At 38.2% G+C, this 25102-nt stretch carries 29 protein-coding genes and 1 riboswitch; of the genes, 6 read left to right on the top strand and 23 right to left on the bottom strand.

Annotated features, from left to right (window positions below; all coding sequences use genetic code 11):
• Positions 1-61 precede the first annotated feature (61 nt).
• The 3 genes from QNH48_RS13190 to QNH48_RS13180 form a co-directional block, all read right to left on the bottom strand.
• Positions 62-475 (bottom strand): VOC family protein, encoded by a 414-nt coding sequence (locus QNH48_RS13190; RefSeq protein WP_283955313.1) that lies wholly within the window; start codon positions 473-475, stop codon positions 62-64.
• Entirely contained in the window at positions 465-965 is a 501-nt protein-coding gene (locus tag QNH48_RS13185) for a GNAT family N-acetyltransferase (protein ID WP_283955312.1), read from the bottom strand. The genes QNH48_RS13190 and QNH48_RS13185 overlap by 11 nt, the downstream gene beginning before the upstream one ends.
• Before the next feature lie 168 nt (positions 966-1133).
• A complete protein-coding gene (locus QNH48_RS13180; protein WP_283955311.1) occupies positions 1134-1352 on the bottom strand; it encodes a hypothetical protein in 219 nt (72 codons plus the stop codon).
• Positions 1353-1513: 161 nt separating this feature from the next.
• Between QNH48_RS13180 and QNH48_RS13175 the strand changes: the two genes are divergently transcribed.
• A complete protein-coding gene (locus tag QNH48_RS13175) occupies positions 1514-1897 on the top strand; it encodes a tellurite resistance TerB family protein (RefSeq protein ID WP_283955310.1) in 384 nt (127 codons plus the stop codon).
• 46 nt (positions 1898-1943) lie between these two features.
• Here QNH48_RS13175 and QNH48_RS13170 read toward each other — a convergent pair whose 3' ends face one another.
• From QNH48_RS13170 to QNH48_RS13140, 7 genes are all read right to left on the bottom strand, one after another.
• The gene (locus tag QNH48_RS13170) at positions 1944-2384 is read right to left on the bottom strand and encodes an SRPBCC domain-containing protein (protein ID WP_283955309.1); all 441 of its coding nucleotides are present in this window, start codon (positions 2382-2384) and stop codon (positions 1944-1946) included.
• 137 nt (positions 2385-2521) lie between these two features.
• Entirely contained in the window at positions 2522-3550 is a 1029-nt protein-coding gene (locus QNH48_RS13165; RefSeq protein ID WP_283955308.1) for a tetratricopeptide repeat protein, read from the bottom strand.
• 26 nt (positions 3551-3576) lie between these two features.
• The gene (locus QNH48_RS13160) at positions 3577-3945 is read right to left on the bottom strand and encodes a VOC family protein (RefSeq protein ID WP_283955763.1); all 369 of its coding nucleotides are present in this window, start codon (positions 3943-3945) and stop codon (positions 3577-3579) included.
• A gap of 129 nt (positions 3946-4074) precedes the next feature.
• Positions 4075-5661 carry a catalase gene (locus tag QNH48_RS13155; protein WP_283955307.1) on the bottom strand — a complete coding sequence of 529 codons (1587 nt, stop codon included), beginning with the start codon at positions 5659-5661 and terminating at the stop codon, positions 4075-4077.
• A 157-nt stretch (positions 5662-5818) separates the two neighbouring features.
• On the bottom strand, positions 5819-7918 hold the full coding sequence (locus QNH48_RS13150; protein ID WP_283955762.1) for a transglycosylase domain-containing protein: 2100 nt from the start codon (positions 7916-7918) through the stop codon (positions 5819-5821).
• A 143-nt stretch (positions 7919-8061) separates the two neighbouring features.
• Positions 8062-8199 carry a hypothetical protein gene (locus tag QNH48_RS13145; protein ID WP_283955306.1) on the bottom strand — a complete coding sequence of 46 codons (138 nt, stop codon included), beginning with the start codon at positions 8197-8199 and terminating at the stop codon, positions 8062-8064.
• Positions 8200-8231: 32 nt separating this feature from the next.
• Complete coding sequence (locus tag QNH48_RS13140) at positions 8232-9737, bottom strand: XylR N-terminal domain-containing protein (protein ID WP_283955305.1); 1506 nt, start codon at positions 9735-9737, stop codon at positions 8232-8234.
• Positions 9738-9902: 165 nt separating this feature from the next.
• Between QNH48_RS13140 and QNH48_RS13135 the strand changes: the two genes are divergently transcribed.
• Positions 9903-10913, top strand: a complete 1011-nt coding sequence (locus tag QNH48_RS13135; protein ID WP_283955304.1) for a DUF3231 family protein — start codon at positions 9903-9905, stop codon at positions 10911-10913.
• 62 nt (positions 10914-10975) lie between these two features.
• On the opposite strand, the gene QNH48_RS13130 is transcribed toward QNH48_RS13135, so the two are convergent.
• From QNH48_RS13130 to queC, 4 genes are all read right to left on the bottom strand, one after another.
• On the bottom strand, positions 10976-11173 hold the full coding sequence (locus QNH48_RS13130) for a Fur-regulated basic protein FbpA (protein WP_095251174.1): 198 nt from the start codon (positions 11171-11173) through the stop codon (positions 10976-10978).
• A 209-nt stretch (positions 11174-11382) separates the two neighbouring features.
• Complete coding sequence (queE, locus tag QNH48_RS13125; protein WP_283955303.1) at positions 11383-12111, bottom strand: 7-carboxy-7-deazaguanine synthase QueE; 729 nt, start codon at positions 12109-12111, stop codon at positions 11383-11385.
• Positions 12108-12587 (bottom strand): 6-carboxytetrahydropterin synthase QueD, encoded by a 480-nt coding sequence (gene queD / locus QNH48_RS13120; protein ID WP_283955302.1) that lies wholly within the window; start codon positions 12585-12587, stop codon positions 12108-12110. The genes queE and queD overlap by 4 nt, the downstream gene beginning before the upstream one ends.
• Positions 12574-13245: a 7-cyano-7-deazaguanine synthase QueC gene (queC, locus tag QNH48_RS13115; RefSeq protein WP_283955301.1), complete on the bottom strand. Its 672-nt coding sequence runs from the start codon at positions 13243-13245 to the stop codon at positions 12574-12576. The genes queD and queC overlap by 14 nt, the downstream gene beginning before the upstream one ends.
• A 214-nt stretch (positions 13246-13459) precedes the next feature.
• Positions 13460-13506: riboswitch (PreQ1 riboswitch) on the top strand.
• Positions 13507-13633: 127 nt separating this feature from the next.
• Between queC and queF the strand changes: the two genes are divergently transcribed.
• Both queF and QNH48_RS13105 read left to right on the top strand, forming a co-directional pair.
• Entirely contained in the window at positions 13634-14134 is a 501-nt protein-coding gene (gene queF, locus QNH48_RS13110) for a preQ(1) synthase (RefSeq protein ID WP_095251178.1), read from the top strand.
• 109 nt (positions 14135-14243) lie between these two features.
• Positions 14244-14774, top strand: a complete 531-nt coding sequence (locus QNH48_RS13105) for a J domain-containing protein (RefSeq protein ID WP_283955300.1) — start codon at positions 14244-14246, stop codon at positions 14772-14774.
• 203 nt (positions 14775-14977) lie between these two features.
• Here the strand turns inward: QNH48_RS13105 and QNH48_RS13100 are convergent, their stop codons facing one another.
• The 4 genes from QNH48_RS13100 to QNH48_RS13085 form a co-directional block, all read right to left on the bottom strand.
• Positions 14978-15403, bottom strand: coding sequence for an OsmC family protein (locus tag QNH48_RS13100; protein ID WP_283955761.1), 426 nt, complete (start codon positions 15401-15403; stop codon positions 14978-14980).
• Between the two features lie 90 nt (positions 15404-15493).
• Entirely contained in the window at positions 15494-16489 is a 996-nt protein-coding gene (locus QNH48_RS13095; protein ID WP_283955299.1) for an aliphatic sulfonate ABC transporter substrate-binding protein, read from the bottom strand.
• Between the two features lie 32 nt (positions 16490-16521).
• Positions 16522-17283 (bottom strand): ABC transporter permease, encoded by a 762-nt coding sequence (locus QNH48_RS13090; RefSeq protein WP_283955298.1) that lies wholly within the window; start codon positions 17281-17283, stop codon positions 16522-16524.
• Positions 17216-18058: an ABC transporter ATP-binding protein gene (locus QNH48_RS13085; RefSeq protein ID WP_283955297.1), complete on the bottom strand. Its 843-nt coding sequence runs from the start codon at positions 18056-18058 to the stop codon at positions 17216-17218. The genes QNH48_RS13090 and QNH48_RS13085 overlap by 68 nt, the downstream gene beginning before the upstream one ends.
• Positions 18059-18388: 330 nt before the next feature.
• On the opposite strand from QNH48_RS13085, the gene QNH48_RS13080 reads away from it, so the two are divergent.
• Positions 18389-18574, top strand: a complete 186-nt coding sequence (locus QNH48_RS13080; RefSeq protein WP_045515772.1) for a hypothetical protein — start codon at positions 18389-18391, stop codon at positions 18572-18574.
• Between the two features lie 81 nt (positions 18575-18655).
• On the opposite strand, the gene QNH48_RS13075 is transcribed toward QNH48_RS13080, so the two are convergent.
• Positions 18656-18931: an aspartyl-phosphate phosphatase Spo0E family protein gene (locus QNH48_RS13075; protein ID WP_133368344.1), complete on the bottom strand. Its 276-nt coding sequence runs from the start codon at positions 18929-18931 to the stop codon at positions 18656-18658.
• Between the two features lie 305 nt (positions 18932-19236).
• On the opposite strand from QNH48_RS13075, the gene QNH48_RS13070 reads away from it, so the two are divergent.
• Positions 19237-19524: a hypothetical protein gene (locus tag QNH48_RS13070; RefSeq protein ID WP_142301018.1), complete on the top strand. Its 288-nt coding sequence runs from the start codon at positions 19237-19239 to the stop codon at positions 19522-19524.
• 132 nt (positions 19525-19656) lie between these two features.
• On the opposite strand, the gene cysI is transcribed toward QNH48_RS13070, so the two are convergent.
• From cysI to cobA, 4 genes are all read right to left on the bottom strand, one after another.
• Positions 19657-21375 (bottom strand): assimilatory sulfite reductase (NADPH) hemoprotein subunit, encoded by a 1719-nt coding sequence (gene cysI, locus QNH48_RS13065; protein ID WP_283955296.1) that lies wholly within the window; start codon positions 21373-21375, stop codon positions 19657-19659.
• Positions 21376-21592: 217 nt separating this feature from the next.
• Entirely contained in the window at positions 21593-23395 is a 1803-nt protein-coding gene (locus QNH48_RS13060) for an assimilatory sulfite reductase (NADPH) flavoprotein subunit (RefSeq protein ID WP_283955295.1), read from the bottom strand.
• A 158-nt stretch (positions 23396-23553) separates the two neighbouring features.
• On the bottom strand, positions 23554-24279 hold the full coding sequence (locus tag QNH48_RS13055; RefSeq protein WP_283955294.1) for a sirohydrochlorin chelatase: 726 nt from the start codon (positions 24277-24279) through the stop codon (positions 23554-23556).
• 21 nt (positions 24280-24300) lie between these two features.
• The gene (cobA, locus tag QNH48_RS13050) at positions 24301-25077 is read right to left on the bottom strand and encodes a uroporphyrinogen-III C-methyltransferase (protein ID WP_283955293.1); all 777 of its coding nucleotides are present in this window, start codon (positions 25075-25077) and stop codon (positions 24301-24303) included.
• Positions 25078-25102 lie beyond the last annotated feature (25 nt).

Below are 25102 nucleotides of genomic sequence, written 5' to 3'. Positions count from 1 at the left end.
TATTAATCATCACTTGGGAAAGTCCATAGAACATACTATTATCATTTTCTTTTATCTCCCTTTATGAAAGAAACTTCTCTTTATATATTGGACTAAGTTCACTCCACACATCAAATTTATTACCATCGAGATCATAGAAAACAAAGTTTCTTCCGCTATGTCCACGGTCCTCAATTACACCAACTCTAATCTCCTTTTCCTTGAACTCACTATGAATTGCTTCAAGGGAGTTTAGTCCATCCACTTCAAATGTAATTGAAAAACATTCATCACCATATATATTAATAAAGTTAGCGTTCTGATTTTCCTTGGCCTTTACTAGAAATACACTTTGATTAGCAAAATTCAGTATGGCTTTGTCTTCATCTTTATAGTTTAGTATAGCTCCTAATTTGTTTACATACCATTCTGATGAAATGTCTACATTGCTTACTGGTAAATAGGTCGTTCCAATCCGAAGTAATTTATCTTCCATTCCATTTTCTCCTTTCAATAGAATAAATCACTTGCTCTGTTCCAAACCGACTAACTGTTTCGCATACTTCCATATCAAATTTCTTTAATAGTTTACAAGAAGCTACGTTTGCACTCTGTGTTTCCGCTACTACTTTTGTGAGGTTAAGTTGAAAAAATGCAAAATCTAGCAACTCCTTTAGAACTTCATATGCATATCCCGTACCCCACCATTCAGGCATGAACTGATATGATAATTCAATGCTTTCCTTATCATGGTGAGGGTCGAGAGAAACCAATCCAACAAATTTATGACTCTGTTTTTCCTTAACTGTTAAGTAAATTGTATCACTAGAAGACTGTAGCATTTTTGAAAAACCAGCTTGGAAATCCTCTTCCTTCCTGATACCGCCGAGAAATTTACGTACTTCTTCATTACAATAAAGTTTTTTTATATCGTCAAAATCTTTTGGTTTTAGTCCAATTAGCAGGCATCTCTCTGTCTTAAGCAAAAGCATTTAACCCCTTTAAATTGTTTTTATAGTTAAAGCCCCATTAATAATAACGATTGGGAGTCCAAGTCAACTTTACATTTTTCCCATCCCAATCTACATAAATAGACTTCATCACTAAACCCCCTTTTAGGTATAATCAATTTTGCTGCAAATTATCTAAGACCATTAACCATTTTGTCTCTTTTGATAAGATTCACCAATAAAAAAAGTGACAATAATCGCGATGATAAAAGGAATGACAGAACCACCAGTAGAGAAACCTGTTGAAGTTTCTTCATAATACCGAAACATTAACCATTCAATCTGAAACAAATAGCCAATGGAAACTAACAAAAAACTAATAAGAAAAAAAGATGTTAAACCGACAAAAACTGTTTTTATCATAACTGACTTCCTTCCTTCTTTTTTACACACTCTATATCCTATTCGCTTTAAAACTGGAATTTTCCTTTTTCCACCATTTAAAGAATAGACAAAAGGCATTTAAACTTGGTAAGATGACTAATAACATAATTACATTTATTATTGATAAAGGAGCTCAAATAATGTTTTTGACAAAGCTTCAACAAGAGGAGAAAGAAGCGTTTTTAGAGTTAGCCTATTTAATGGCAACCATTGATGGGAAATTTTCGGTATTTGAAAATCCAGTTATCGTGAAGTATCAAAAGGAAATGGAGCTTGAGGATTATAAAATCAAAGGCTTAGCGATAGATGATATTCTTAAGGTTTTTAAAGAAGAACGTTCCAAACATATTGTACTAATTGAAATCCTCCGCATTGTTTATTCAGATGGAATCGTTCATGAAAATGAACAAAATTCTATTCGTTTAATTAAAGAACACTTTGGATTCGACCCCAATAAATATGCTAGTTTCAAGGATTGGATTGTAGGGATAAAAGAATTAGCCAATTATCCCAAGCATGAATAATAATCGTAATTACAAAGAGCAACGCTAATGACGTTGCTCTTTCGTGTTAAACCTTTCGTCCTTTTCTTAAAAGATAAAGGTTTTTCTTCATTTCTTTTTCTAAGCTTTGAAAAAATTTCTCAATCCCCTTGTTTGCTCCGCCATTTAAGACACGTTCTGCTGCCCCTGAAAGAGTGCCCGTGACATTTGCTTCCGCCTGGATGCTGAGCTGTGTGCTCCCCTGGTGGTCACTCAAGAATAATTCGGCTTCGCTGTTGACCTCACCTAAATTTCCTTTTCCTTTCAAAGTCAAATGAAAATAAGAAGGAATTTTTTCTTTTTCGAGCTTGACCTCGATAGCAAAACCATCCTTGAGCGGCCCTAAGATAATCTCAATTTCAGCCTGATATAATCCCGTTGAGGTTTGCACAAATGACCGGCAGCTGGGAATTGCATTTCCAAGTACTTTTTCATCCTTGATGTACTTCCAGATAATTTTCCTAGGCAAACCAAAAATATGTTGGTACTCAATTTTCAGGAGCATCCCCTCCATCTTTCCTAGGTCTTCAAGAAAAAATACCTATTTTAACTAATATTCATTTCACAAATAAATATTCGAAAGGACAGCCCTGTTTTTCCGCATTTTTAACGATATTCAATTTCTTCGTCCACCCGATACATGATATAAAATGGATACGATTCATCATAATAGTAAGCGGCTTCCTCTTGGAATCTTGTTCGTTGTATCAACGAAGGAAATCCTCTATTACTCATTCGGTTTCTCAATCTATTCACAGATTGTATATAAGTGTTTGGCCGTATCGTATCGACAACTGAGAAGTGATGTCTAGTTGCAGGATGCTCTTCTGAACTTTTAATTAGGAAATAACTGAGCATGTATCCTTGATCCTGTGTAAGGGAAACTTCTTCTCCATTAAATAGTGCAATAATCGTACGGTCACTAAAATATAAAAGCAATGTTTCAGGAGGGGGAGATGAAATTAACTTTTCACACTCCGCTTTTGAGCAAGTGTCTGTCACATCTCTACTAATCTTATAAAACGCATTCCGCAGCAAATATTTCTCATTTTCCAATAGTCCGCTAAAAAGTGGAGCTAACTCCTGCTTCGGAATTTCTTGTATTTTTGCAAACGGCAATTGATTCATTTTTTCATACGTTTCTTTTGCAATTTGCAATGCACAATTGGTTAAATACAAATGGGCATTGAACTGCTGCTGCTCATTAAGTTGATAGAGATGCTGTTTATGGTATTGATCATGGTCTAAAGCCTGTTGAAAAAACTGTATTGCCTTTATATAATCATTAAACTTATAAGACAAGAAACCTAGTCGATAGGAGGCCAACGGATTTCTATTATCATATTTTAACGCTTCCTCCAAGCAGCTTCTTGCCAAATAGTCATCCTTTTGGAATTCTGTTTTTAAATAGGTTCCATAATGAATGAGACAGTAAATCAATTTCCTTTTTACATAATCAAGCGAACTTTGAACATCCTCATTGTGTTGCCGGACAAGCTGGGAGAGTTTTCGGTACATTTCCTTGTACAATTCAATTTTCATAGAATAATTAGAAAAGCCATGCTCCTCTTCCTGCTCATTCAATTCTTCTTCTATCTCTTCTAATTCTTCAATGGTTTTATCTCCTAAACTCATTTTCGTCCCTCCCCCTCCATGAAAGATTAGATCCACTCAAGGATTTCAATACGGTTACCAAAGGGGTCAGCAGTATAAAATCGATTTGCCCCCGGAAGGTTATCATCTTCAATCACTTCTATTCCGTTAACCAATAAATGTTTTTTCAAAGCTTCAATATTTTCTACTTCAAAAGCTGGATGTGCTTTTTTAGCTGGCACAAAAGGTTCCTCTACACCAATATGTATCTGCGTTTTTCCATTTTGAAACCAGACACCGCCACGTTTTTTTAGTTCCTCTGGTTTTACGATTTCCTCAAATCCTAAAATATCTATAAAAAACTTTCTTGCACTATCTTCACAGCCTTTTGGAGCAGCTAATTGGATATGATCAATGGCTTTAAAACGATACATAATAAAACTTCCTTTCAAAAAAAGTTTATTATATACAATTTTCGCCACATCTTGATAAATTCCTTCTACCATTTACATACAACCATTTAATAATAGAATGACCGAACTTATAAAAAGTCCGGTCATTACTAATTAATATGGATCTGCTTCATGTCCCATTTGTTGTGCCTTTTCGGTAGCATCATCTGCGTCAGCTGTACTTGTATGCGTTGTTTCCTGCCTCATTTCCATTGCTTTCTCAACACCGTCTCTGACCCGCTTACCATAATCCTCGTCAGCACTCGTAAAATACTCAATCATTTTATCTTGTATTTCTGGTCTACATACTTTGAGTGCGTTGACAAGATTGCTTATTAGCTCCTCTCTCTCCCAATCCTCAAGGTTCCTATAGGTATCGCCCGCTTGTCCAAAATCATTACTGCGGTCAATTTTTTCACGTACCAATTTGTCATTATAATGCGGTTCATGGACTTTTCCTATTTGTTCGGCTTCCTTTAAACCACCGATAACAGAAGGCTCATAATTCACGTGTGGATTTTGACCCGAATCTACGTGATAAGACATTTGACCGCCACGCTGATTAGTCGCAACCCGCTTTTTAGGGGCATTAATAGGAAGTTGTAAATAGTTTGTGCCAACGCGGTGTCGCTGCGTATCGGAATACGAAAAAGTTCTTCCTTGCAGCATTTTATCATCCGAAAAATCCAAGCCATCTACCAATACACCTGTACCAAACGCTGCTTGCTCTACTTCATTAAAATAATTTTCCGGATTTTTATTTAAAACCATTTTTCCTACCTTTAAAAAAGGAAACTTGTCTGTTGGCCACAATTTAGTATCATCTAATGGATCGAAATCCAACTCAGGATGGTAATCGTCGCTCATAATTTGAACACAAAGCTCCCATTCTGGATAATCACCACGCTCAATCGCCTCATATAAATCTTGAGTAGCATGGCTGACACTTTTAGCTTGAATTTGCGATGCTTCTTTTTGGGTAAGATTCTTTATCCCTTGTTTCAACGGTTCCCAATGGTACTTGATTAATACAGCTTCCCCATCCTTATTCACCCATTTATATGTATTTACCCCTGATCCCTGCATTTGGCGATAATTCGCAGGAATTCCCCATGGGGAAAATAGAAATGTAACCATATGGGTGGCTTCTGGTGTACGCGAGAGAAAATCAAACATTCTTTCAGGGTTACTTAAATTTGAAACTGGGTCGGGCTTAAAGGCATGAATCATATCAGGAAATTTCATTGCATCGCGAATAAAGAATATTTTTAGATTATTCCCGACAAGATCCCAGTTCCCATCCTCTGTATAAAACTTCACAGCGAAGCCTCTTGGGTCACGTTCTGTTTCCGGTGATTCCATCGCTCCGGCTACTGTTGAAAAACGAACAAAGACCGGGGTGCGTTTTCCTGCTTCCTGGAACAGTTTTGCTCTTGTGTATTTTGAAACGGTCTCATCCCCCGCTTTTCCATAGGCTTCAAAATATCCATGCGCACCGGCCCCTCGTGCATGAACCACTCGTTCTGGCACTCTTTCTCGGTCAAAATGAGATATTTTTTCAATAAAATCATAATTCTCAAGCGTCGATGGACCACGGTTGCCAACCGTTCTGATATTTTGATTATCTGTTACAGGATGACCTTGCCGATTTGTTAATGTATCTGCGCCTTCGCCAGTACCCCGACCATTTAATTCTTCCACTTTATCCCTCCATTGCAAAAATAATACTATTTATTTATTTCCAGTTTAGTTTTTTATATGTATTTCAATATCCCTAAACTCGACCATAAATTGTTTCTAGGTACAAAAAGAACTGGTCTCTTCTTAAGACCAGTCCTCATACATTCATAGGAAGATATTATTCATCCTCATCTTCTTCATCTTCGTCTTCCTCTTCTCCATCTCTTTCTTTACCCTTATCCTTTTTCTCCTTATTCTTTTCCTTGCCCTTTCCCTTATTTTTCTCTTTATTTTTCTCTTTATTTTCTTTTTCTTTTTCTTTCCTAGCCTTTTCCTCTTTTTCTTTTATCTTTTTGATTTCATTTTTATATTTTTTCTCAATGGTTGATACGGCAAATTTTTCATCAGAAAGCTCTGATTTTGCTTTGGATAATATTTCTTTAAAAATAACTGGAGTGGTTCCACTGCTTGATGGTGCTAGGTAATGATTCTCGTCCGTTTGATCGTAGCCTAACCACACGGCTCCGACAATGTCGGGAGTATAACCAACAAACCAATGATCCTTTGTTCCGGCTTCATTCGCAAATGGCAGCTGGGTCGAACCTGTTTTTCCCGCGATATCAAGGCCCTCCATGAATGCCTTCTTCCCAGTACCCTCTTTAACAACACCCCTTAGCATGTAGGTGATTTTTTGTGCAACTTCTGGTTTGATCACTTCAGTTGATTTGCTTTTCCATTTTGCCATGACCTTTCCATCACTATCTTCAATTTTTCGGATAGAATGTGCCTCTACCATTGTTCCATTATTTGCAAAAGTGGTATAGGCTTGCGCCATTGCTAGCGGAGAGGTCCCTTCATGCATACCTCCAAGCGCAATCCCCAGTGCATGATCTTTTTCCTGTAAAGGAATACCGAATTCCTCCACTGCATTCGTTCCCTGCTGTAAACCAATTTGATTTAACAACCAAACAGGGGGAACATTGTACGAATTCACAACTGCATCATACATCGTTACCTCGCCTCGATATTGCTTATCAAAATTCTTTGGCTGGTAACCTCCAATATCTAGCGGTCTGTCTTGTAATAAATCAAAAACCTCATAGCCTTTTTCTAATGCAGGAGTATAAACAGCCAATGGTTTCATGGTTGAACCCGGCTGTCTCACCAATTGGGTCGCCCGATTAAATCCTAAAAATGTATGTTGACCTCTCCCGCCGACAAGTCCTTGAATTCCTCCACTTTTAGGATCAATGAAAATTGCTCCGCTTTGGAGCAGTTGATCGTTTTGACTAGCCGGAAAATAGTTATCATTCTGATATACTTCTTCCGTACCCTTTTGAATAGTGGGATTTAATTCTGTAAAAATATGAAGTCCGCCTGATAGTATTTCATTTTTAGAAAGCTTATACTTCGTCATGGCTTCCTGAATAATATGGTCCACATAATAAGGGTAATTGCCATCATATTCATCTTCCACTTTTTCCTCATTTAACACTACTGACTGTTCTTTGGCTTTTTCAACATCTGCTTGTGTAATATATCCTTCCTTTTCCATCAAGGATAAGACAAGATCTCGTCTTTCAACTGACTTTTCCATATTCTTAAATGGTGAAAGAATCGAAGGAGCCTTAATTAATCCAGCAAGCATCGCCGACTCACTTAAAGTTAATTCACTAGCTTCTTTTCCAAAGTAAGTCTTAGCAGCACGCTGAATTCCCCATGCACCCTCTCCAAAATAAATCTGATTTAAATATCTCTCCATAATTTCGTCTTTTGAGTACGTACGTTCAATCTTTTTCGTAATAATCAACTCTTTGACCTTACGTGTATATGTCCGTTCATGTGTAAGGAATGCGTTTTTTGCAAGTTGCTGCGTTACGGTACTCCCGCCTGCAACAATGTCACCACTCAACATATTTTTGAAGAAAGCCTTCATAATCGCAAAATAATTAATTCCACTATGCTTATAAAATCGTTGGTCCTCTGTTGCTATGACCGCTTGTACGACTTCATCAGGAATTTGCTTTATTCCTACGCCTTCAATTTTTGAATTAGAAATCTTACTCGCAATCTCGCCATTCTGGTCGTAAATTATCGTAGGCTGTGGTGCTGGCTTATTTAATTTACTCACATCGCTAGTCCAAATAAAGATATTAACGATGAGGAGTCCACATAAGGCAGTAATAATCCCCGCTACAATCAATTTCTTCGTAATACCTTTTGATAACAATTGTCTCCAATCCCATTTAGACGTTTTTCTATGCTGTCTTCTATCCATTCTTCCCACGTCTATTCCACCTCTTAAACTATAAATAACTAATTTCTTTTTACCCCACTTCATCATACTAACATAATGATCGTATTAGAGAGGGTCCATTTACATCCTTCGTTGTCACATCTATCCCTTTTGCCCGTACTTTTCTATTTTTTCATAATTAATTTTTGGGAATCTACCATCACAAACAAGTTATTAAATAAACTTGGATACTGCAAAAAAAGAATGGCTTGAAGAAAAACTTCATGCCATTCTTTACGTGTAACATTATTTTGTTCGTTCATTTATGTAATTCCCCTTTACTTGACGCTAACTGCTACTTTTCCAATATGAGAGAATAACATTTAGCTGCTTGATGAATATCAGCACCTAAATGACTAATTCCAAACTTAAAGTTACCATAAGGGTATTTTTTTGTCATATATACATGATATTCCTTGATTACGTCATGGATGGAAGTATGTTTGAGCGACTGATTAGAGATTAATAAAACCATTTGGCCATCGCGGTGACCAACCAATAAATTAGTATTTCTGTCATTAAAATAGCGGTAAGTCGTTTCAAATATCTGCTCCTGTAAAAGAAACTCATCCTCAATCGTAGTTTTTGTGTTCTTATATTTCATAACTGATATATAGTAGTTTTGTTCAAGGTCTAATCCTATATATTTTCCTCTTTTAACAATTTCACTGGCTGGCAATCGCGACTCTAGTATTTGTTCTAGAAAATTCCCTTTCATTTTTTCAAACGATTCAAACTTCGTCTTCTCATTTAAAAGAATTAGAGACGCAGCATTGGCGAGACGGTCTAAAAATAAATAATCCTCTTCATGATGGTCCTTTATATCCTTATACACAAAAGTACAATAACCAATTATTTCCTTTTGTAAAAGTATGGGCGTGATAAGACGTTCGTGATTGGCGGTTTTAATTATTTTTTTACTAATAGGAAAAAGCTGTTTATGATTAATGCGGCTTTCTTCCATGTAAACTTCCATTTCTGCTTTAAACTCCATATAGGATTCTTCCGATAAACCTGAATACGTAATGGTTCGAAGGACTGAATCCTCAATGATCATGGGTATGTTAACCATGTAAAATACAATATCAGCAATCGTTTGAAGATCACTTCCATTAATGATCTCTTCCGTTAACTTATTTTGAAACTTTGATAAACGAGTAACGACAATCTTTGGGTCTAGTATTTGGTCATATGTATACTCTAATTCCATTACAATTGGTGTTTCATTATAAAACTCCTGAACCTCATCTGCATCAAGCTCAGTTTCCCAGTCTCTTTTCGGCTTAATTACCCAACCGCAGCCATCATCCCCTTTACCCACGCACGTGATTTCTTTAGCGAGCAGTGTTTCTCCAAAAATCGTCGACATAAAACCGCTCGCATAACCAATCAGTGTATGGCAGACAGAATGATTTGAATGTCCAAGGCGTTTTATATGCTCCTCTGCCTCATAAGAACCAAACCAAGTACCGAAAGAAAAAAAGGATTTGATCCTACCTTGTCCATCCAGTTCATAGTTACATTCATGCTTTATCCCTTTAATATGACCATTTTCAATATGGAGAATCGGTCCATGTTTAATGAGATATTCTAAAGATGTTTCTGTTTGCAGTGCTTCTTTTGCAGCTTTAACACCCATTTCCCAGCCATAATGAAACAAAAATCCTTTTATTCTCTTAATTCCTATATTTTTAGCAAGCTGCTGCCTGAGAATCCCAAAAACGGATGCAGAGGTTACAAGTTTACGGTCACTCGTAACCACATCCTGACTGTAACTCTCATCATAAATATTTACGTACATGCTAACACGTCCCGGTATATTAATATTTAAAAATATTTCAATTATTACTCCGAGATATTTCAAAGACCTCTTTCTTCATCAAAATGAAAAACATCCAGTATTATTACATATTACAATATATTAATGGAAATGATTGTATTAGTGATTCAACTATGGAGGTATTATATGGAGATTGATAAGAAAGTAAAAATTTCCTCTGCTGAACTTGCTCAGCTATGGGCGCAATATATGAATGACAGTGGAAGTATTTGTGTCCTTAAATTCTTTTTAGAAAAGGCAGAAGACCCAGAAATATCATCTGTTATTGATTTTGCTTTACGATTATCAGAGACACATATAAAAAAATTAACGGTATTTTTTGAAAAAGAGGATTATGCTGTTCCCCATGGTTTTAAAGTAGAAGAGGATGTGGAATTATCTGCTCCAAAATTGTTTACAGACAGCTACGTACTTCAATTTATCCATCAAATGGCGAAGATTGGTCTAACAAATTATTCTGCAAGTGTCGCTTCATCAGTAAGAGCAGACATTACCGATTATTACATGGAATGCCTGTCTGAAACCATGCAGCTATACGTTAAATCAAAGGATTTATTATTGGCAAAAGGTCTTTTTGTAAGGTCACCTGCTATACCTAGTGAAAAAGTCGAATTTGTCAATAAACAAGCTTTTCTTTTTGATGTTATTGGTGAAAAGAGACCATTAATTGTCGCTGAAGTAAGCAATCTATACGCTAACACAATAAGAAATATTTTAGGTGTGGCTACCTTGATTGGATTTAGTCAGGTTGCAAAAGACAAGGAAGTTACCAAATTTTTTCTTAGAGGAATCGATATTGGAAAGAAACATGTAAAGATATTTGGCGCAAAATTAGAGGAATGCAACCTCCCTGTTCCGGCTACCTTATCTGCTGAAATAACAACAAGTACAGCCTACACATTTTCCGATAAACTGATGATGTTCTTTACGACTGGGTTAATCGCTTTAAGTATCGGTTATTACGGGACTGGTGTAGCTCAAAGTCCGCGGATGGATTTAGGGATCATGTATAACAGATTATCTTTAGAAGTTCAATTGTATTCAGAGGATGGCTCCAATATCTTGATTCATAATAAATGGTTGGAGCAGCCTCCTATGGCCACGGATCGTGGAGAATTAGGTTCTTCACATACATAAGTCATAATTGAAAAAGCCGGACTATACATCCGGCTTTTTCCTGTGTCTAAGTATACAGCTCATTATTGCAGCTGTTGGTTTTCTTGTTCCACCTTACCCTCAACTGGGTTTGTTTCCATATACTCATATTCCCTTTCAAGGTCACTTAAAGTCCATTCATAAAGATGTCGATCTTCTTTTTTAAACACACCAATTTTAAGCAGTTTATCTATAAGGTATTGCCTTCTTTGCTGGACAGCGGTTCGAAGAATATTCTTCATACCTTGTCACCTCCAGATATTTTACTACTCCTGAGCTACCTATACGATTTTAACGTCTTGCTTATTATGGGTGTGTCGATTTTTAGCATATTTACCTACTCTTAAAGCAAACTTCATCTTAACTTAATAAATGAAAATAAACTGTATTTTTATTAATGGTCTACAAGATTAGAAAAGCCCACCTAAATTATTAGGTGGGCCACATATCTTTATACACCGCGTTTATTACCCCAAAGCAGGGCATGTAGTTGAGGCAGTACTTTGACATTGTTTAATTGACTGTCTTCGACTACCCGATTAACCAGCCACTCATATTTATTCAGCAGCTTTTGGATCAATTCTTGATTATTCCCATTCGTGATATCATCATTCCCTACCTGCAAATAAAAAGGAATGCCTTCGTATCTCTTATGAACCATTCTCGCATATTCCAAATCAGCTTCATCAAAAATAACGACCTTTAAACTAACATTATTTTCAAACTGGTTTTCGTCTAGATTAATAAAAATCGAATCTAATAGTTCAAAATTTGTTTCCATCGTTGAACTTGGAGGTTTAGGAGAAATGGTAAGTTCATCAATTTTTAAAAACCAATCCTGCCATCTGCTGCCTTGCGTTTCAATTCCTATACTTATATTCTTTTCTTTTAATAAATCAATCAATGAATCTAGGTTTTTTAAAAGAGCTGGATTCCCCCCTGATATGGTCACAAAGGAGAAATTATCACCGCCAATGGAGTATAATTTTCCCCAAATTTCTTCGGCAGTCATTAACATAATGTCGTCTTTAGCGCTGCCATCCCACGTAAAGGCAGAATCACACCAGCTGCAGGAATAATCGCAGCCGGCAGTTCTTACAAACATCGTTTTTTGCCCAACGACCATCCCTTCGCCTTGAATCGTGGGGCCAAAAATTTCTAGAACGGGAATACTGCTCATTCCTCCATCCACTCCCTTCTAGTCTCTGCATAACTAGTAGGCGTTTCATAAAGGCGGACAAATTCTACTCTAGCTCCGAGGAATTGATCCTTGTTCACATCTTTGGCTAATGCTGCTTGCATTTTTTCATAAATCCAAACCACGATATTTTCAGCGGTTGTATTCATCGGAGGCAGTGTTTCATTTAGGTATCGATGATCCAGGTGAATCTCAATTTCATTTTTCCAAATTTCCTTGATATCGCCAAAATCCATCATTAATCCTCTTTCATCCACATAGCCGCTAATCCCGAAGACTACTTTATAGGTGTGGCCGTGCAGGTTCTTGCATTTTCCTTCATAGCAATGTAAGTGATGTGCGGCATCAAAGGTAAATTCCTTGCTTACCAATACACGCTTCGTATGATACTTTAACTCCTTGCGCTGAATGTCTTCATCTATTTTCTGCAGTTTATCGACAATTCTAAATCCGTACATTTTGAGTCCTCCCACTTAGAAAGTCATCGAGTCCGCGTTTTCTTAACACACAGGCTGGACATTCCCCACAGCCGTCAGAAATAACGCCATTGTAACAGGTTAACGTATTCTCCCGTACGTATTCAAACGCATATAATTGATCTGCTAATTCCCATGTCTCTGCCTTATTCAACCACATTAACGGTGTGTGAATCACAAAGTTATCATCCATAGAAAGATTTAAGGTAACATTGAGGGATTTGATAAAAATATCACGGCAATCTGGGTAGCCGCTGAAATCTGTTTCGCAAACACCTGTCACTAAATGCTTGGCACCAACCTGACGAGCTAACACTCCGGCAAAGGTAAGGAACAAAAGGTTTCTTCCTGGAACAAACGTTGAAGGAAGTTCACCATCTTCTCCGTCTTTGACTTCAATTTCAGAGCGTGTTAGCGCATTGGGTGCGAGCTGATTCAATAAAGACATATCTAATATATGGTGTCTTACACCTAGTTCATTGGCTATATTTTTGGCACATTCAATTTCTAAACTATGCCGTTGATTGTAGTCGAACGTTACTGCCTCCACCTCTTTAAATTGTTGTAACGCCCAAAATAAACAGGTAGTGCTGTCTTGCCCGCCGCTAAATACGACAATGGCTTTTTCATTTTTTAACATGTTAAAGGAAACTCCTTCCAAAATAGAAAAAGCCGTACCCCAAGATAGAAGTACAGCTTCATCTTAGTTTTTTTAACGAGGGGTGCTAGAACCTCTATTGGTTTATGCTGTTAGTATAATACCATAAAAAAAATGAAAATAGGAACCATAATTTTTTATTTGACGTTTTAGCTGACGTCCTTTATCATATGGAGAAGATAATACCCGTACTTACACGGGAGAGGTTCATAGCTGATACCCTCTATAAAAAACTATGGATACATGACTCTATGCCATGTCCATACCGGACGTGGCTTTTTGTTTTTTATCCTTGTGGTTTGCTGGAGTATGCTGGCTAGGACTCTTCTTCTAAAAAAGTGTTGGGATACATTTTAATGGGGGTTTTTTTATGTCTGGCCGTAGCCATGAAGAAGGATTAAAGGATTTAACACTATTAGGTAATCAAAATACACAATACTCATTTGAGTATGCTCCAGAGGTTTTGGAGGCAGTCGATAATCTTCATCCAGAGCGTGATTATTTCGTAAAATTTAATTGTCCTGAATTTACTAGTCTTTGCCCGCTTACGCATCAGCCCGATTTTGCAACGATGTATATTTCATACATCCCGAATCAAAAAATTGTTGAGAGTAAATCTCTGAAACTCTATTTATTCAGCTTCAGAAATCATGGTGATTTCCATGAGGATTGCGTCAATATTATCATGAACGATTTAATCAAGCTTCTAGATCCTAGATATATTGAGGTTTGGGGGAAATTCACTCCACGCGGTGGTATTTCCATTGATCCATGGTGTAACTACGGGAAACCAGGTACCAAGTTCGAAGAAATGGCTACTTTCCGGTTGATGAACCATGACCTGTATCCGGAAAAAGTAGATAATCGATAATTGAAAACTATTTTTAATAAAAATTAAATAGTCCTGTAAACCTGTAACATTTTTCATATGATACATTGAGTTTAGTAATTACTAGACAAATGAAGAATGAGTTGATCCTATGTTGAATGTTAAAGAGGTTACTGAACAGCTTAGGGCTGGGGGGATTACGGACAGTGAACAGGTTGTCATCCGTTGGATTCTCGATGGGAAAATCAAGGCTAGAAGAACCAAGCATCTAAATCTAGAATACTCGATAAATCCTGTTGATTTAGCGTCTTTTATTTTAGAAAAGAAGATTGAGTTCAAAACGAAGAAATTTGGTATAGATTTTCACCAGTGGGAAAAAACATTCCACGAGAATCAAAAATTCAAAGAAGAAATTGAACAGTTAAAAACCTCGATTCGGATTGAACAAGCAAAAAATAGGTCTTTAAAAAGAATGCTTAAAGCTGAGTATGCACTTTCCGACACTCCACCTTTGACCCTTACCTCCTTATTGGGTTTAGAACCTGGGGCAGATATGGACTCAATCAGGAAGGAATACAAGAAAATATTAAAGGCGCTCCATCCTGATAGAGGTGGCGACGAACGACTCTTTAAAGTGTTTTATGACCACTATGAAAAGGTAAAGGATCCAGCAAAAAGCTGAATCCTTTTTGTTTTTGGCTGTGTTAAACGGGCCTGTTGATGTACGCTCCAGGCACTTCGCTTTCCGCGGGCGGTACGGGGAGCCTCCTCGCCGCTTAAGTGTCTGCGGGGTCTCCCCTGCCCCGTCCTCCCGCAGGAGTCTTCGTGCCTTCCGCGCAAATCAACAGGGTGCAATCAACAATTAGCTTTAACACAGCCTTGTTTTTATAAATCTTGATTACCTTTTGTTCCGTTAATTGAATAGCTTGCTACTATGTTTGCACTTAATGAATGGGAAACAGAGCAGTATTTGTCTTTTGATAATTGAATGGCACGGACTACCTTATCTTCTGGCAGATCGCCTTCTACTAAGTAATGAATATGAAAATCAGTAAATTTCTTTGGTTCGGTGTCTGCCCGCGTCCCTTCTACTTCCATTGCAAATCCCGTCAACTCTAATCGCATTTTTTTCAAAATCATAACGATATCGATGCCTGTACAGCCTGCAAGTGAGTATAGGAGAAGCTCAGTTGGCCTGGGGCCGCTATTTTGACCGCCAACTTCTAGTGCCGCGTCCATCCTTAAATCATGGCCTGAAGGCGTAGTTCCGGTAAAGGCCATATCTCCTGTCCAGTAAATAGTTGATTTCATTTCTATCGTCCCTTCCTGCATGTAAATTCATCCTTATTTTACCTTAAAAAAAGGTTTTGAACTCCTATTTGAGTCCAAAACCTTCTATTATTACTTAAGTAAGGACAAGTCGATTAGACCTTTAATATCACTACTTGGAATATATCCAGCTTCTTTACTGATATCTGCCATTTCCTGAATTACTTTTTCATTTACATCTGTTGTCACCGCTAAACGAGAGAATGCTGCATCCACTTCCTCTTTGTTTAACTCTTTACCAGTTAGATCCTTTAGGTGCTTGATGACAATTTCTTTACTTTCATCTGGATTGTCCTGAATGAATTTTACCGCTTTTTTGTGAGCAACTAAATACTGCTTAGATAAGTCTTTGTTTTTCAAAAAGTCTGTTCTAGCTGCTACTACTGTATTTGTTGATTCCTTGCCCCATGCGAACTCATCCCAGTCAAGTAGTAACTTTCCATTTGCTTGGTTTTCAAGTACATATCCCCAAGGCTCTTGGGTCGCTGCCGCGTCAACTTGTTTTTGGATGAATAGAGAAGCTGTATCAGCTGGTGCTGCAGCGAATAAATCTACAGTACCTCCACTTGTTTTCGCTTTTAAATCGGCCTCTTTTAACGCTTTTCGGAGCATAACATCCTGCGTGCTTCCAATAACCGGAATTGCCACTTTTTTACCATCTAAATCAGCTACTTTTTCAACACCGCTTCCTTCTGCTGCAACAAGAACAGCCCCGCCATTTACTGCACCAGAAATCAGGTGATATTCCTTGTTTTTTACATAAAAGTTAAGTAATGGACCAGGTCCTACTGTACCAACGTCAATTGCTTTTGTTGCCATTGCTTCCATAAATAGTCCGCCGTTTGCAACTGTTTTTGTTTCAATCGTTACATCCTTACCGAAAGCTTCTTCAAAATACCCTTTTTCAAGTGCAACAATCGTTGCGATATGTGTTAAGTTTGGAAAATATCCGATCTTAACGTTTTTCACCTCTCCGCCTTCGCTTTCGTTGGAAGATTGAGCACATCCACTAAGTAAGCCAATAAACAAAATGGTGATAAATAGGTAAAGCATAGATTTTTTTAACATGATTTTTCTCTCCTGGTTCTATAATTTTTTTATTAAGCTCTTTTTCGAATACCCCATTTTACTTCTACATTGCGTTCTAGTCGTGAAAAAACAACATTATCGACTATGGTCCCGATAATGGCAATAATTATCATGACAGAAATAACTAAATCCATTTGACCGAGTGAACGACCCATTTCAAGCAGTTGTCCAAGTCCGCCTCCGCCCCCAAGAAGTTCACCGGCCATTAAGGCACGCCATGAAAATGCCCAAGCAATTCGAAGTCCCGAAATGATTTGCGGTACAGATGCTGGAAGAATGACAGTCCGGAGGAAATGAAATCCACTTGAACCATATACCTTAGCAACACGCTGATAAAGCTGGGGTACATTTTTAAACCCGCTTGTTGCATTCACCGTCATGGTCCATGTCGCACCGATAGTTACAATAAACAATATGGAAAAATCATTTAACCCAAACCAGATGATCGCTAATGGAAACCAGACAATACTTGGAATTGATTGGAGCGCAGTAACGACAAATCCAAGTGTATCTTCGACCAGTTTATATCGCCAGATAAAGTAACCTAATATCAATCCGACAATAATAGCAATCGTAAAGCCGAGTAATATCCGCCCCATACTTTTACCGATTGCTAATGTGATTTGACCACTTAGTAAGCCGTTAAAAAGGGTTTCCAATACCTGACTAAGGCTGGGAAACATAAAATCGGGAAGACTGGAAAATCTAGATGTGACTTCCCATATCACCGCTATCACCGCGATGAAGATGATCCGTCTTAAAGCTGTAGTCATCACCCATTTCCTCCTTCAATACTTTTTCGATTTCATCTTGTAAAATAGATAAAATTCGCTGTTCTGTATTTAATGTAACACTGTCCGGTGTTACTCCATCCTTCATCGTTGGCACGGGAATGATTTCTTTAATCCTTCCTGGACGAGTGGCAAATACGACCACTTCCTCTGAGAGGAGTACCGCTTCTCTGATATTGTGAGTAATAAAAAAGATGGTTACTTTTGTCTTTCTCCAGATTTCAAGCAGTTCTTTATGCAGCACCATTCTTGTTTGTTCATCCAATGCTGAGAAAGGCTCATCCATTAACAAGATGTCAGGCTCCATTACTAACGCTCTTGCAATTGAAACCCGCTGCTTCATTCCACCAGATAATTCGTGAGGATATGAATTTACATAGCGGCTGAGGTGAACCATTTTTAAGACATCAAGTGCCTTTCTTTTCGCCTCTTCTTTTGGCATTTTTTTAAGATTTAAACCATAGGTTACATTTTCTAATACGGTCAGCCACGGAAACAAACCTGCTTCTTGGAAAACTACTACTCTTTCTGGTCCAGGTTTTGATACTAAGTTCCCATCAACGCGGATTTCGCCGCTATCAGCTTTGTCGAGTCCAGCAACTAGGTAAAGCAGCGTAGACTTCCCACAACCTGATGGTCCTACAATCGAAACAAAACTGCCTTTTTTAACATTTAAATTTATCCCATCAAGAACTTTCACGTTTTCTTTTCTATCATTTATAAAGCTTTTTTCGATAGACTCTATCGTTAAATACATTTAATGTCACCTCTTTTTTAATCCCTAGTAAATCTATTGGTTTTATTATATTACAAACAATAGGTAAGTCAACTATTATTCTATTATTCTGCAAAATTTTATGTAACTCTTTTTGTATTTACTGAATATTTGAATATTTTTCTACAAATGACTAGCAAGGTAGATGGATTCCCGTCGTTATTTGCAGGAACTTTACTATTTCTAAAAGAATCTGGTGATTCATGTAGATAAGTTTATTACAGTTCATGCAGGAGAAACTCATACGTTTCTAAAATTAGTAGAGTAGACGAAAAGCAAGTCTAATGAATAAGTTGAAAGGTGGTCATTGCCATGAGTCAAGATATTACCCTACAACAAATTGCAGAAGGTGTACCAAAGACACTATTAAATGCATCCGATAGAGACATTGAAGGATTCCAAAAAATCATCGAAGAAACAATTAAATTAAGAGAAGCACATAGAAACCTGCAGAAAATGGTAAAAAGCTTTTCTACTTCTACGATTCAGCGAACGTAAATATTTAAAAAAAAAAAAAAAAAAGACCCATCCTTGTCAAAGGGGGTGGGTCTATACATACCTTATAGAGAATTTCATTCATCAATAGAATCTATCACCTTTATAAGGAGAAATAAATTTGTAAGGTCTTGATACTAATTTGAAAAAATGCTGTATAACCGCTACAAAATCATCTAATAAAAAGGTAGATTTGGGCATTCCCTGGTTTAGGGTTAACCTTCTGTATTCATTAAGAAGATTATCTAGTTCTTGACTGCAAGCAATCGTTTCTTTATTAGACAGTCCCTTTGTCATACCTATTTTTATCATTTCATTTCTCTTCTCATTTATTGCCTCTTCTAAATCAACTATATTCATAACCAAAACACACCTCTAACTCTTTTAATTACCCAGATGCTTTTAAATATATTAGTCATGAAAAGAATTATAGCATGTATTTAAATCTATTAAATCGTTTCGATAAAACAAGTTAAAATATGACAAAACTAGACGATTTTTAAAATTTCAGATTATTCCATAAAATTAATTTTGCTTGCTAATTCTGCATATTTATAGGATGTTGTTGTATGTTGAAGGCAAATCAGGCCAATACTTACCATATGGTTATTATTGGTTTAGCAAAATTATTATATAGTTTTTTTTGAAAAAATCAGGAGGAATAAATGATGCTTTTTGAAGAATATGAAGTATTGCTAAAAAAAACGGTTGCTGTTGCACCAGATTGGGTAAAAAGCGACATCCAGGACATTTTGAAAAAAGATGAAGGGAAACATATAGGAGTAAGTTATGTCATTTCACAATTAAATGATAGATATTCTTTTAGTCTTAGACATATTTTGTCAGCAATGGATTTTTCGAGTGAATGGACGCAGGTCTCAAGAGAACGGCTTAGTTTTATTGATAATAATATTGATGTTGTTGTTGCATTGTATTATGATCTCAAAGATTAACCGTGAGAAATTCTATGTAAATACAAAAAGCAATACTAATTCATCGTTGAGAATTAGTATTGCCTTTTGTGTTTTTTTGGCTGTGTTAAGTGGGCTGTTGATTTGTGCTCCAGGCGCTAAAGCGCCAAATGTTTAAGCATGAAAATTTGTGCCGTCGGTTGTAGCTTGGACTATGCCGGCACGAATGACGAAGTCTCCGAAGTGCTCTTCTTGCTCTCGTTCTTTCGCGTAACGGGAAAGAATGACACGCAGTTCGCTCAAGATTTCTTCTTCACCGATATTTTCTCGGTACATTTTGTTGAGTCGGCTGCCGTCAAAGGCAGCTCCTAGATACATATTATATTTCCCTACCGCTTTACCCATAAAAGCTATTTCTCCAAGTCCAGGGCGCGCACAGCCGTTTGGACACCCTGTCATACGGATGGTAATTTCTTTATCCCTTAGACCATTTTCATCTAAAATGTCCTCTATTTTATCAATAAGCTTAGGTAAGTATCTTTCTGCTTCTGCCATTGCTAACCCGCATGTAGGAAGTGCAACACATGCCATTGAACTGCGGCGAAGTGCAGAATAGTGACTGCCATCCGTTAAACCATATTGTTCAATTAGTTCATTTATTTTTTTCTTCTTCTGGCTTGAAACATCGGCAATAATTACGTTTTGATTTGCAGATACCCGGAATTCACCTTTATGGACTTTTGCAATTTCTCTAAGAGCTGTTTTTAGCTTATAATCATCCGAATCCGCAACACGGCCGTTTTGGATATAAAGGGTATAATGCCATTTTCCTTGAACGCCTTTTACCCAGCCGTAACGGTCGCCGTTATCGTCAAAGTGATAAGGTTTTGCTTCATCAAGACTCCAGCCAAGACGATTTTCTAATTCTTCCTTGACGGTTTCCAATCCTAGTCGGTCAACGGTATACTTGAACCGGGCATTTTTTCGCTCGGAACGGTTACCGTAATCGCGCTGAATGGTAATGATTTTTTCTGCTACATCTTGAATTTGATCTGGAGTACAAAAGCCGATTACCTTGGCAAGCTGAGGGTAAGTCTCTTTATCACCATGTGAACTTCCCATACCGCCGCCAATTGCCACGTTAAAACCAATAAGTTTTCCATCTTCTACAATCGCAATTAACCCAAGGTCTTGTGAAAAGACGTCAATATCATTCGAAGGCGGAACGGCAATGGCAATTTTGAATTTACGTGGTAAATAAAGCGGTCCATACATCGGTTCAACATCATCCGTTTCAGGACTACCAGCCACTTTTTCTTCATCAAGCCATACTTCATGGTAGGCCCTTGATCGCGGCAATAAATAATTACTTAAATGTTTTGCCCATTCGTATACTTCCATATGAATCTCAGATTGATAGGGATTTGAGGTACACAATACGTTACGATTGACATCACCGCACGCAGCAATTGTATCCAATAACGTAGAATGGATTTCCTGTATCGTATTTTTCATATTCCATTTTAATATCCCGTGCATTTGAAACGTTTGACGTGTAGTAAGTTTTAATGTTCCGTTACCGTTTTTATCAGCCAGCTCATCCAAAACTAGCCATTGGGACGGTGTCGCAACACCGCCAGGCAGACGGACACGAAGCATGAACTGATAGGCAGGCTCAAGTTTTTGCTTTTGGCGCTCATTGCGGAGATCTCGATCGTCCTGCAAATAGCTGCCATGGTGTTTCATTAGACGGTTATCATCATCTGGAATGCCAGCACTGATTCTGTCGAGCATTACTTCTTTTAGTGTTCCGCGTAAAAAATTACTTTCGCTTTTAATACGCTCTACATCACTTGGCGCGCCTTCAGGTGCCTTTAACTTTTGCTTCACCATTTATGAAAAATCTCCTTCCACTACTGTATCAATAGGGCTCATTTCTTATACTTTGTTGCTATATGGAACAAAATTTAATGAATATGCTAAATTTCCGCAGAAAATAGAATACTTTTAATAAGAAAAGAGCCTACAAACTAAATTCTAAAGCGCAAAATAACTATTTCCACGTTAAAATCGGCTTTAAGATTTTAACAACAATCTTTACGAATTCAACTCAATATACATCGCGCTGGTATCGTTTTTGCTGCTGCATATCTGCTAAATAGGCTTCTGCCTCTTCTCGGCTCAAGCTTCCCTCTTTTTCAATTATTCCAATAAGCGTTTGATGGACGTCATGTGCCATATGTTTCTCATCACCGCAAATGTAAACATGCGCACCTTCTTGAAGCCACTCGAACAATTCCTTGCTCTGTTCTAACATGCGGTGTTGAACATAGACTTTTTCTGCTGTATCCCTAGAAAAAGCAACATCCATTCTGGTTAATACTCCGTCTTTTAGCCATTTTTGCCATTCTGTTTGGTAAAGGAAATCCGTGACAAAATGCTGGTCTCCAAAGAACATCCAAGACTTACCTTCTGCCCCAGTTTCCTCACGCTCTTGCATAAATGAGCGGAATGGTGCTACCCCTGTTCCTGGTCCAACCATGATGATTGGGGTTTCAGGATTCGCTGGAAGCTTAAAGTTTTCGTTTTGTTGAATATAGATTGGTACACTGTCTCCTGGCTGTAATCGTTCTGCCGTAAAAATAGAGCAGACACCTTTACGGTCACGACCATTGGCGTTGTAACGGACAGCACCTATCGTTAAGTGCACTTCATCAGGATTCGCATTTAGGCTGCTTGCAATCGAATATAAGCGTGCAGGCATCTTTCTAAGTATCGAAACAAACTCTTGAGGAGTGCTTTTCAACGGTCCAAAGTCGCGAACCACATCAAGTAAATCATGTCCTTCTAGATAGGATTTGACTTTTTCACTGTTGGTTAAGAGCTCCTGCAAATCTAAATTCGCAGTAATCTTTGTTGCTTTTTCAAGAAGCGGTTTTGTTAAAGTAGTAATTTCATAGTACGTACTAAGGGCATCTCTTAACGAGAGAACCTCGCCTTGTTTATTAATTGTCACACTTTCTTCCGGGTTCCATTTCAATTCTGCAAGAAGCAATTCGACAAGTTCTGGATCATTTTCCGGATAGATTCCAAGACTATCGCCTGGTTGGAAGCTAATACCTGAACCTTCAAGTGATAACTCCAGATGCCTTGTTTCTTTGTTAGAGCCACGTCCGTTTAAGTTTAGATTATCAAGAACTTCTGCTCTAAACGGATTGGTTCTAGAGTATGTTGATTCTACTGTTTGTGTGGATGCTGCCTGAGCTAGTGCAGGAATTCCACCCTTTGCTTCACCTAGGCTGCTAATGATTCCTTCAAGCCATTCTGCTGCCGGTTCATCATAATCCAAGTCACAGTCGAAACGAGGATAAAGTCGAGTCCCACCGAGCTCCTCCAAACGAGCGTCAAATTGTTTTCCTGTTTGACAGAAGAATTCATATGAGCTATCTCCAAGAGATAAGACTGAAAAGTGTAAGTCCTCTAGCTTCGGTGCCCGCTTGCCATGTAGAAACTCATGGAATGTTAGGGCATTATCCGGTGGATCGCCTTCTCCGTGTGTACTTACTAAGATAAGTAGATTTTTAACTTTTTTAATATTGTTTGGTTTAAAATCGCTCATAGCAGAAACAGTTACTTGGAACCCTTTCCCTTCAAGCGTCGTGCTGGCCTTTTTTGCTAAGCCGCGAGCATTTCCTGTTTGTGATCCGTAAAGAATGGTCACTTCTTTTGAAGCTGCACCATCGGCTGTTTGCTGGCTTGGTACGCCTAATACAGAAGCAATTGGCGCAGAAGCCGCACCAGCAAGATACCCACTCAACCAAACTTTTTGAGATTCAGTAAAAGTAGGTAAAAGACGATTTAGGAGTTCCGCCTGCTCCTGATTAAACGGACTGTTCATTACCTGAAGTTGCAACGTTATCCACCTCACTATGGAATATAAACTTATCATACAGTATTTTTTAGAGGCCATTAGATTTAAATTGGTCTATTTCTTGACCCAGTTCTCTATTTAATAAAGTTATAGAAATATTTCGTAACTAGCTTTCGTTCACTCCAACCAAATATTAAATACTACTCACCAACCGCACGTTCAATTACGATATCTTCGATTACGGTATGGTTGCTTAAAGCTTGAGTACAGAGGATTCTCTGACCTCCTTTTTGGCACAAGCGAACGGTTTTGTTTAATTCTGCAAGTAGAAGTCCGGTAAATAACATATAGGGAACAACTATTACCCGACCCACAGCACCTTCCGAAATATTCTCTAAACCCTCACTTAGCTTCGGTTCGGTTGCCGCTAAATAGCAAACAGATACCCTTTGCGCTCCAAGCCGTTCCCCGATACCATCCGCAATTTTTCCAAAATTCACGTGGACATCCGGGTCGCTGCTGCCTACACCGACAATCAATAACCTGTCTTCTGGGGTCACCTCACCTGCAGAATCCCTAATTAACTCAGCCACAGCATCTAGAATAACATCCTGGACTCCGAAAGGGTTCTTTATTTTTACCGGAATAGTAGGATATTTGGAAATAATGGGTGACAAGGCTTCAGGAATATCCCGTTTTATATGTCCCGCTGCCAAAAGAAACAGTGGAACAACGTCAATTTCCGAAGCACCCCGCTCGACACATGTTTCAAAGCCTTCTTCAATCAGCGGCTCTGTGAGCTCTAAGAAACTCAGTTCCTGTATCGGAACGTCAATTCGTGCCTTTACACTTTCAATAAAAGCCCGTATCTCGACCGCCCCTTTTTTTGAACGAGTACCATGGCCGATATAAAGAATTGCTTTCATAATATGTGCTCCCTTCTGCTGTTACCGGTTGGCGGCTGGAATATTTGCTAAAATTTCTTCCTGAAACCAATTCAATTTTTTGCGCAAGGTTACTACCTCCCCAATCACAATCATACTTGGATTGGTAATCCCCTCTCTTTCTACCACTTCTTCAATCGTATCAAGTGTGCCAACTACTGTTCTTTGGTCGCTTAATGTACCCCAATGAATCAAAGCGATTGGAGTCTGTGGCGATTTTCCATTGGAAATTAAATGTTTGGTTATCGCCGGAAGATGAGAAACACCCATGTAAACACATATCGTATCGACTCCCTTTGCCAAGTGTTTCCACTGGTGCTCCGCCTCAACATCACCAGCTTGATGTCCGGTAATAAAGGCGAAGCTTTTACTCAAGGTACGGTGGGTCACAGGAATCCCTGCATAAGCGGAAGCCGCTATTCCAGCGGTAATACCTGGAACAATTTCAAATGACACGTTATGCCTAGCACATTCCTCTGCTTCCTCACCGCCACGCCCGAAAACAAAAGGATCTCCACCTTTAAGTCGGACTACGTTATACCCTTTTTTGGCGTATTTCACCAAAAAATGATTAATGGTTTCCTGCTTCATTGTATGATAATTAGGAAGCTTGCCGCAATAGACAAGTTGTGCCCCCTCTTTCGCGTTCTCCAAAAGTTCAGGATTTACCAGTCGATCATAGAGGATGACGTCAGCTTGCTTGAGGCAGCGTAACCCTTTTACTGTAATCAAATCTGGATCGCCAGGACCCGCACCTACTAAATAAACCTTGCCAACCATTGATCAACCATCCTTTCTTTCCGAT

Source organism: Neobacillus sp. YX16 (assembly GCF_030123505.1).
In the GTDB taxonomy this organism is placed as follows: domain Bacteria; phylum Bacillota; class Bacilli; order Bacillales; family Cytobacillaceae; genus Neobacillus.
Note: the sequence above shows the minus strand (reverse complement) of the source record. Positions and strands in the feature narration are given on the sequence as shown.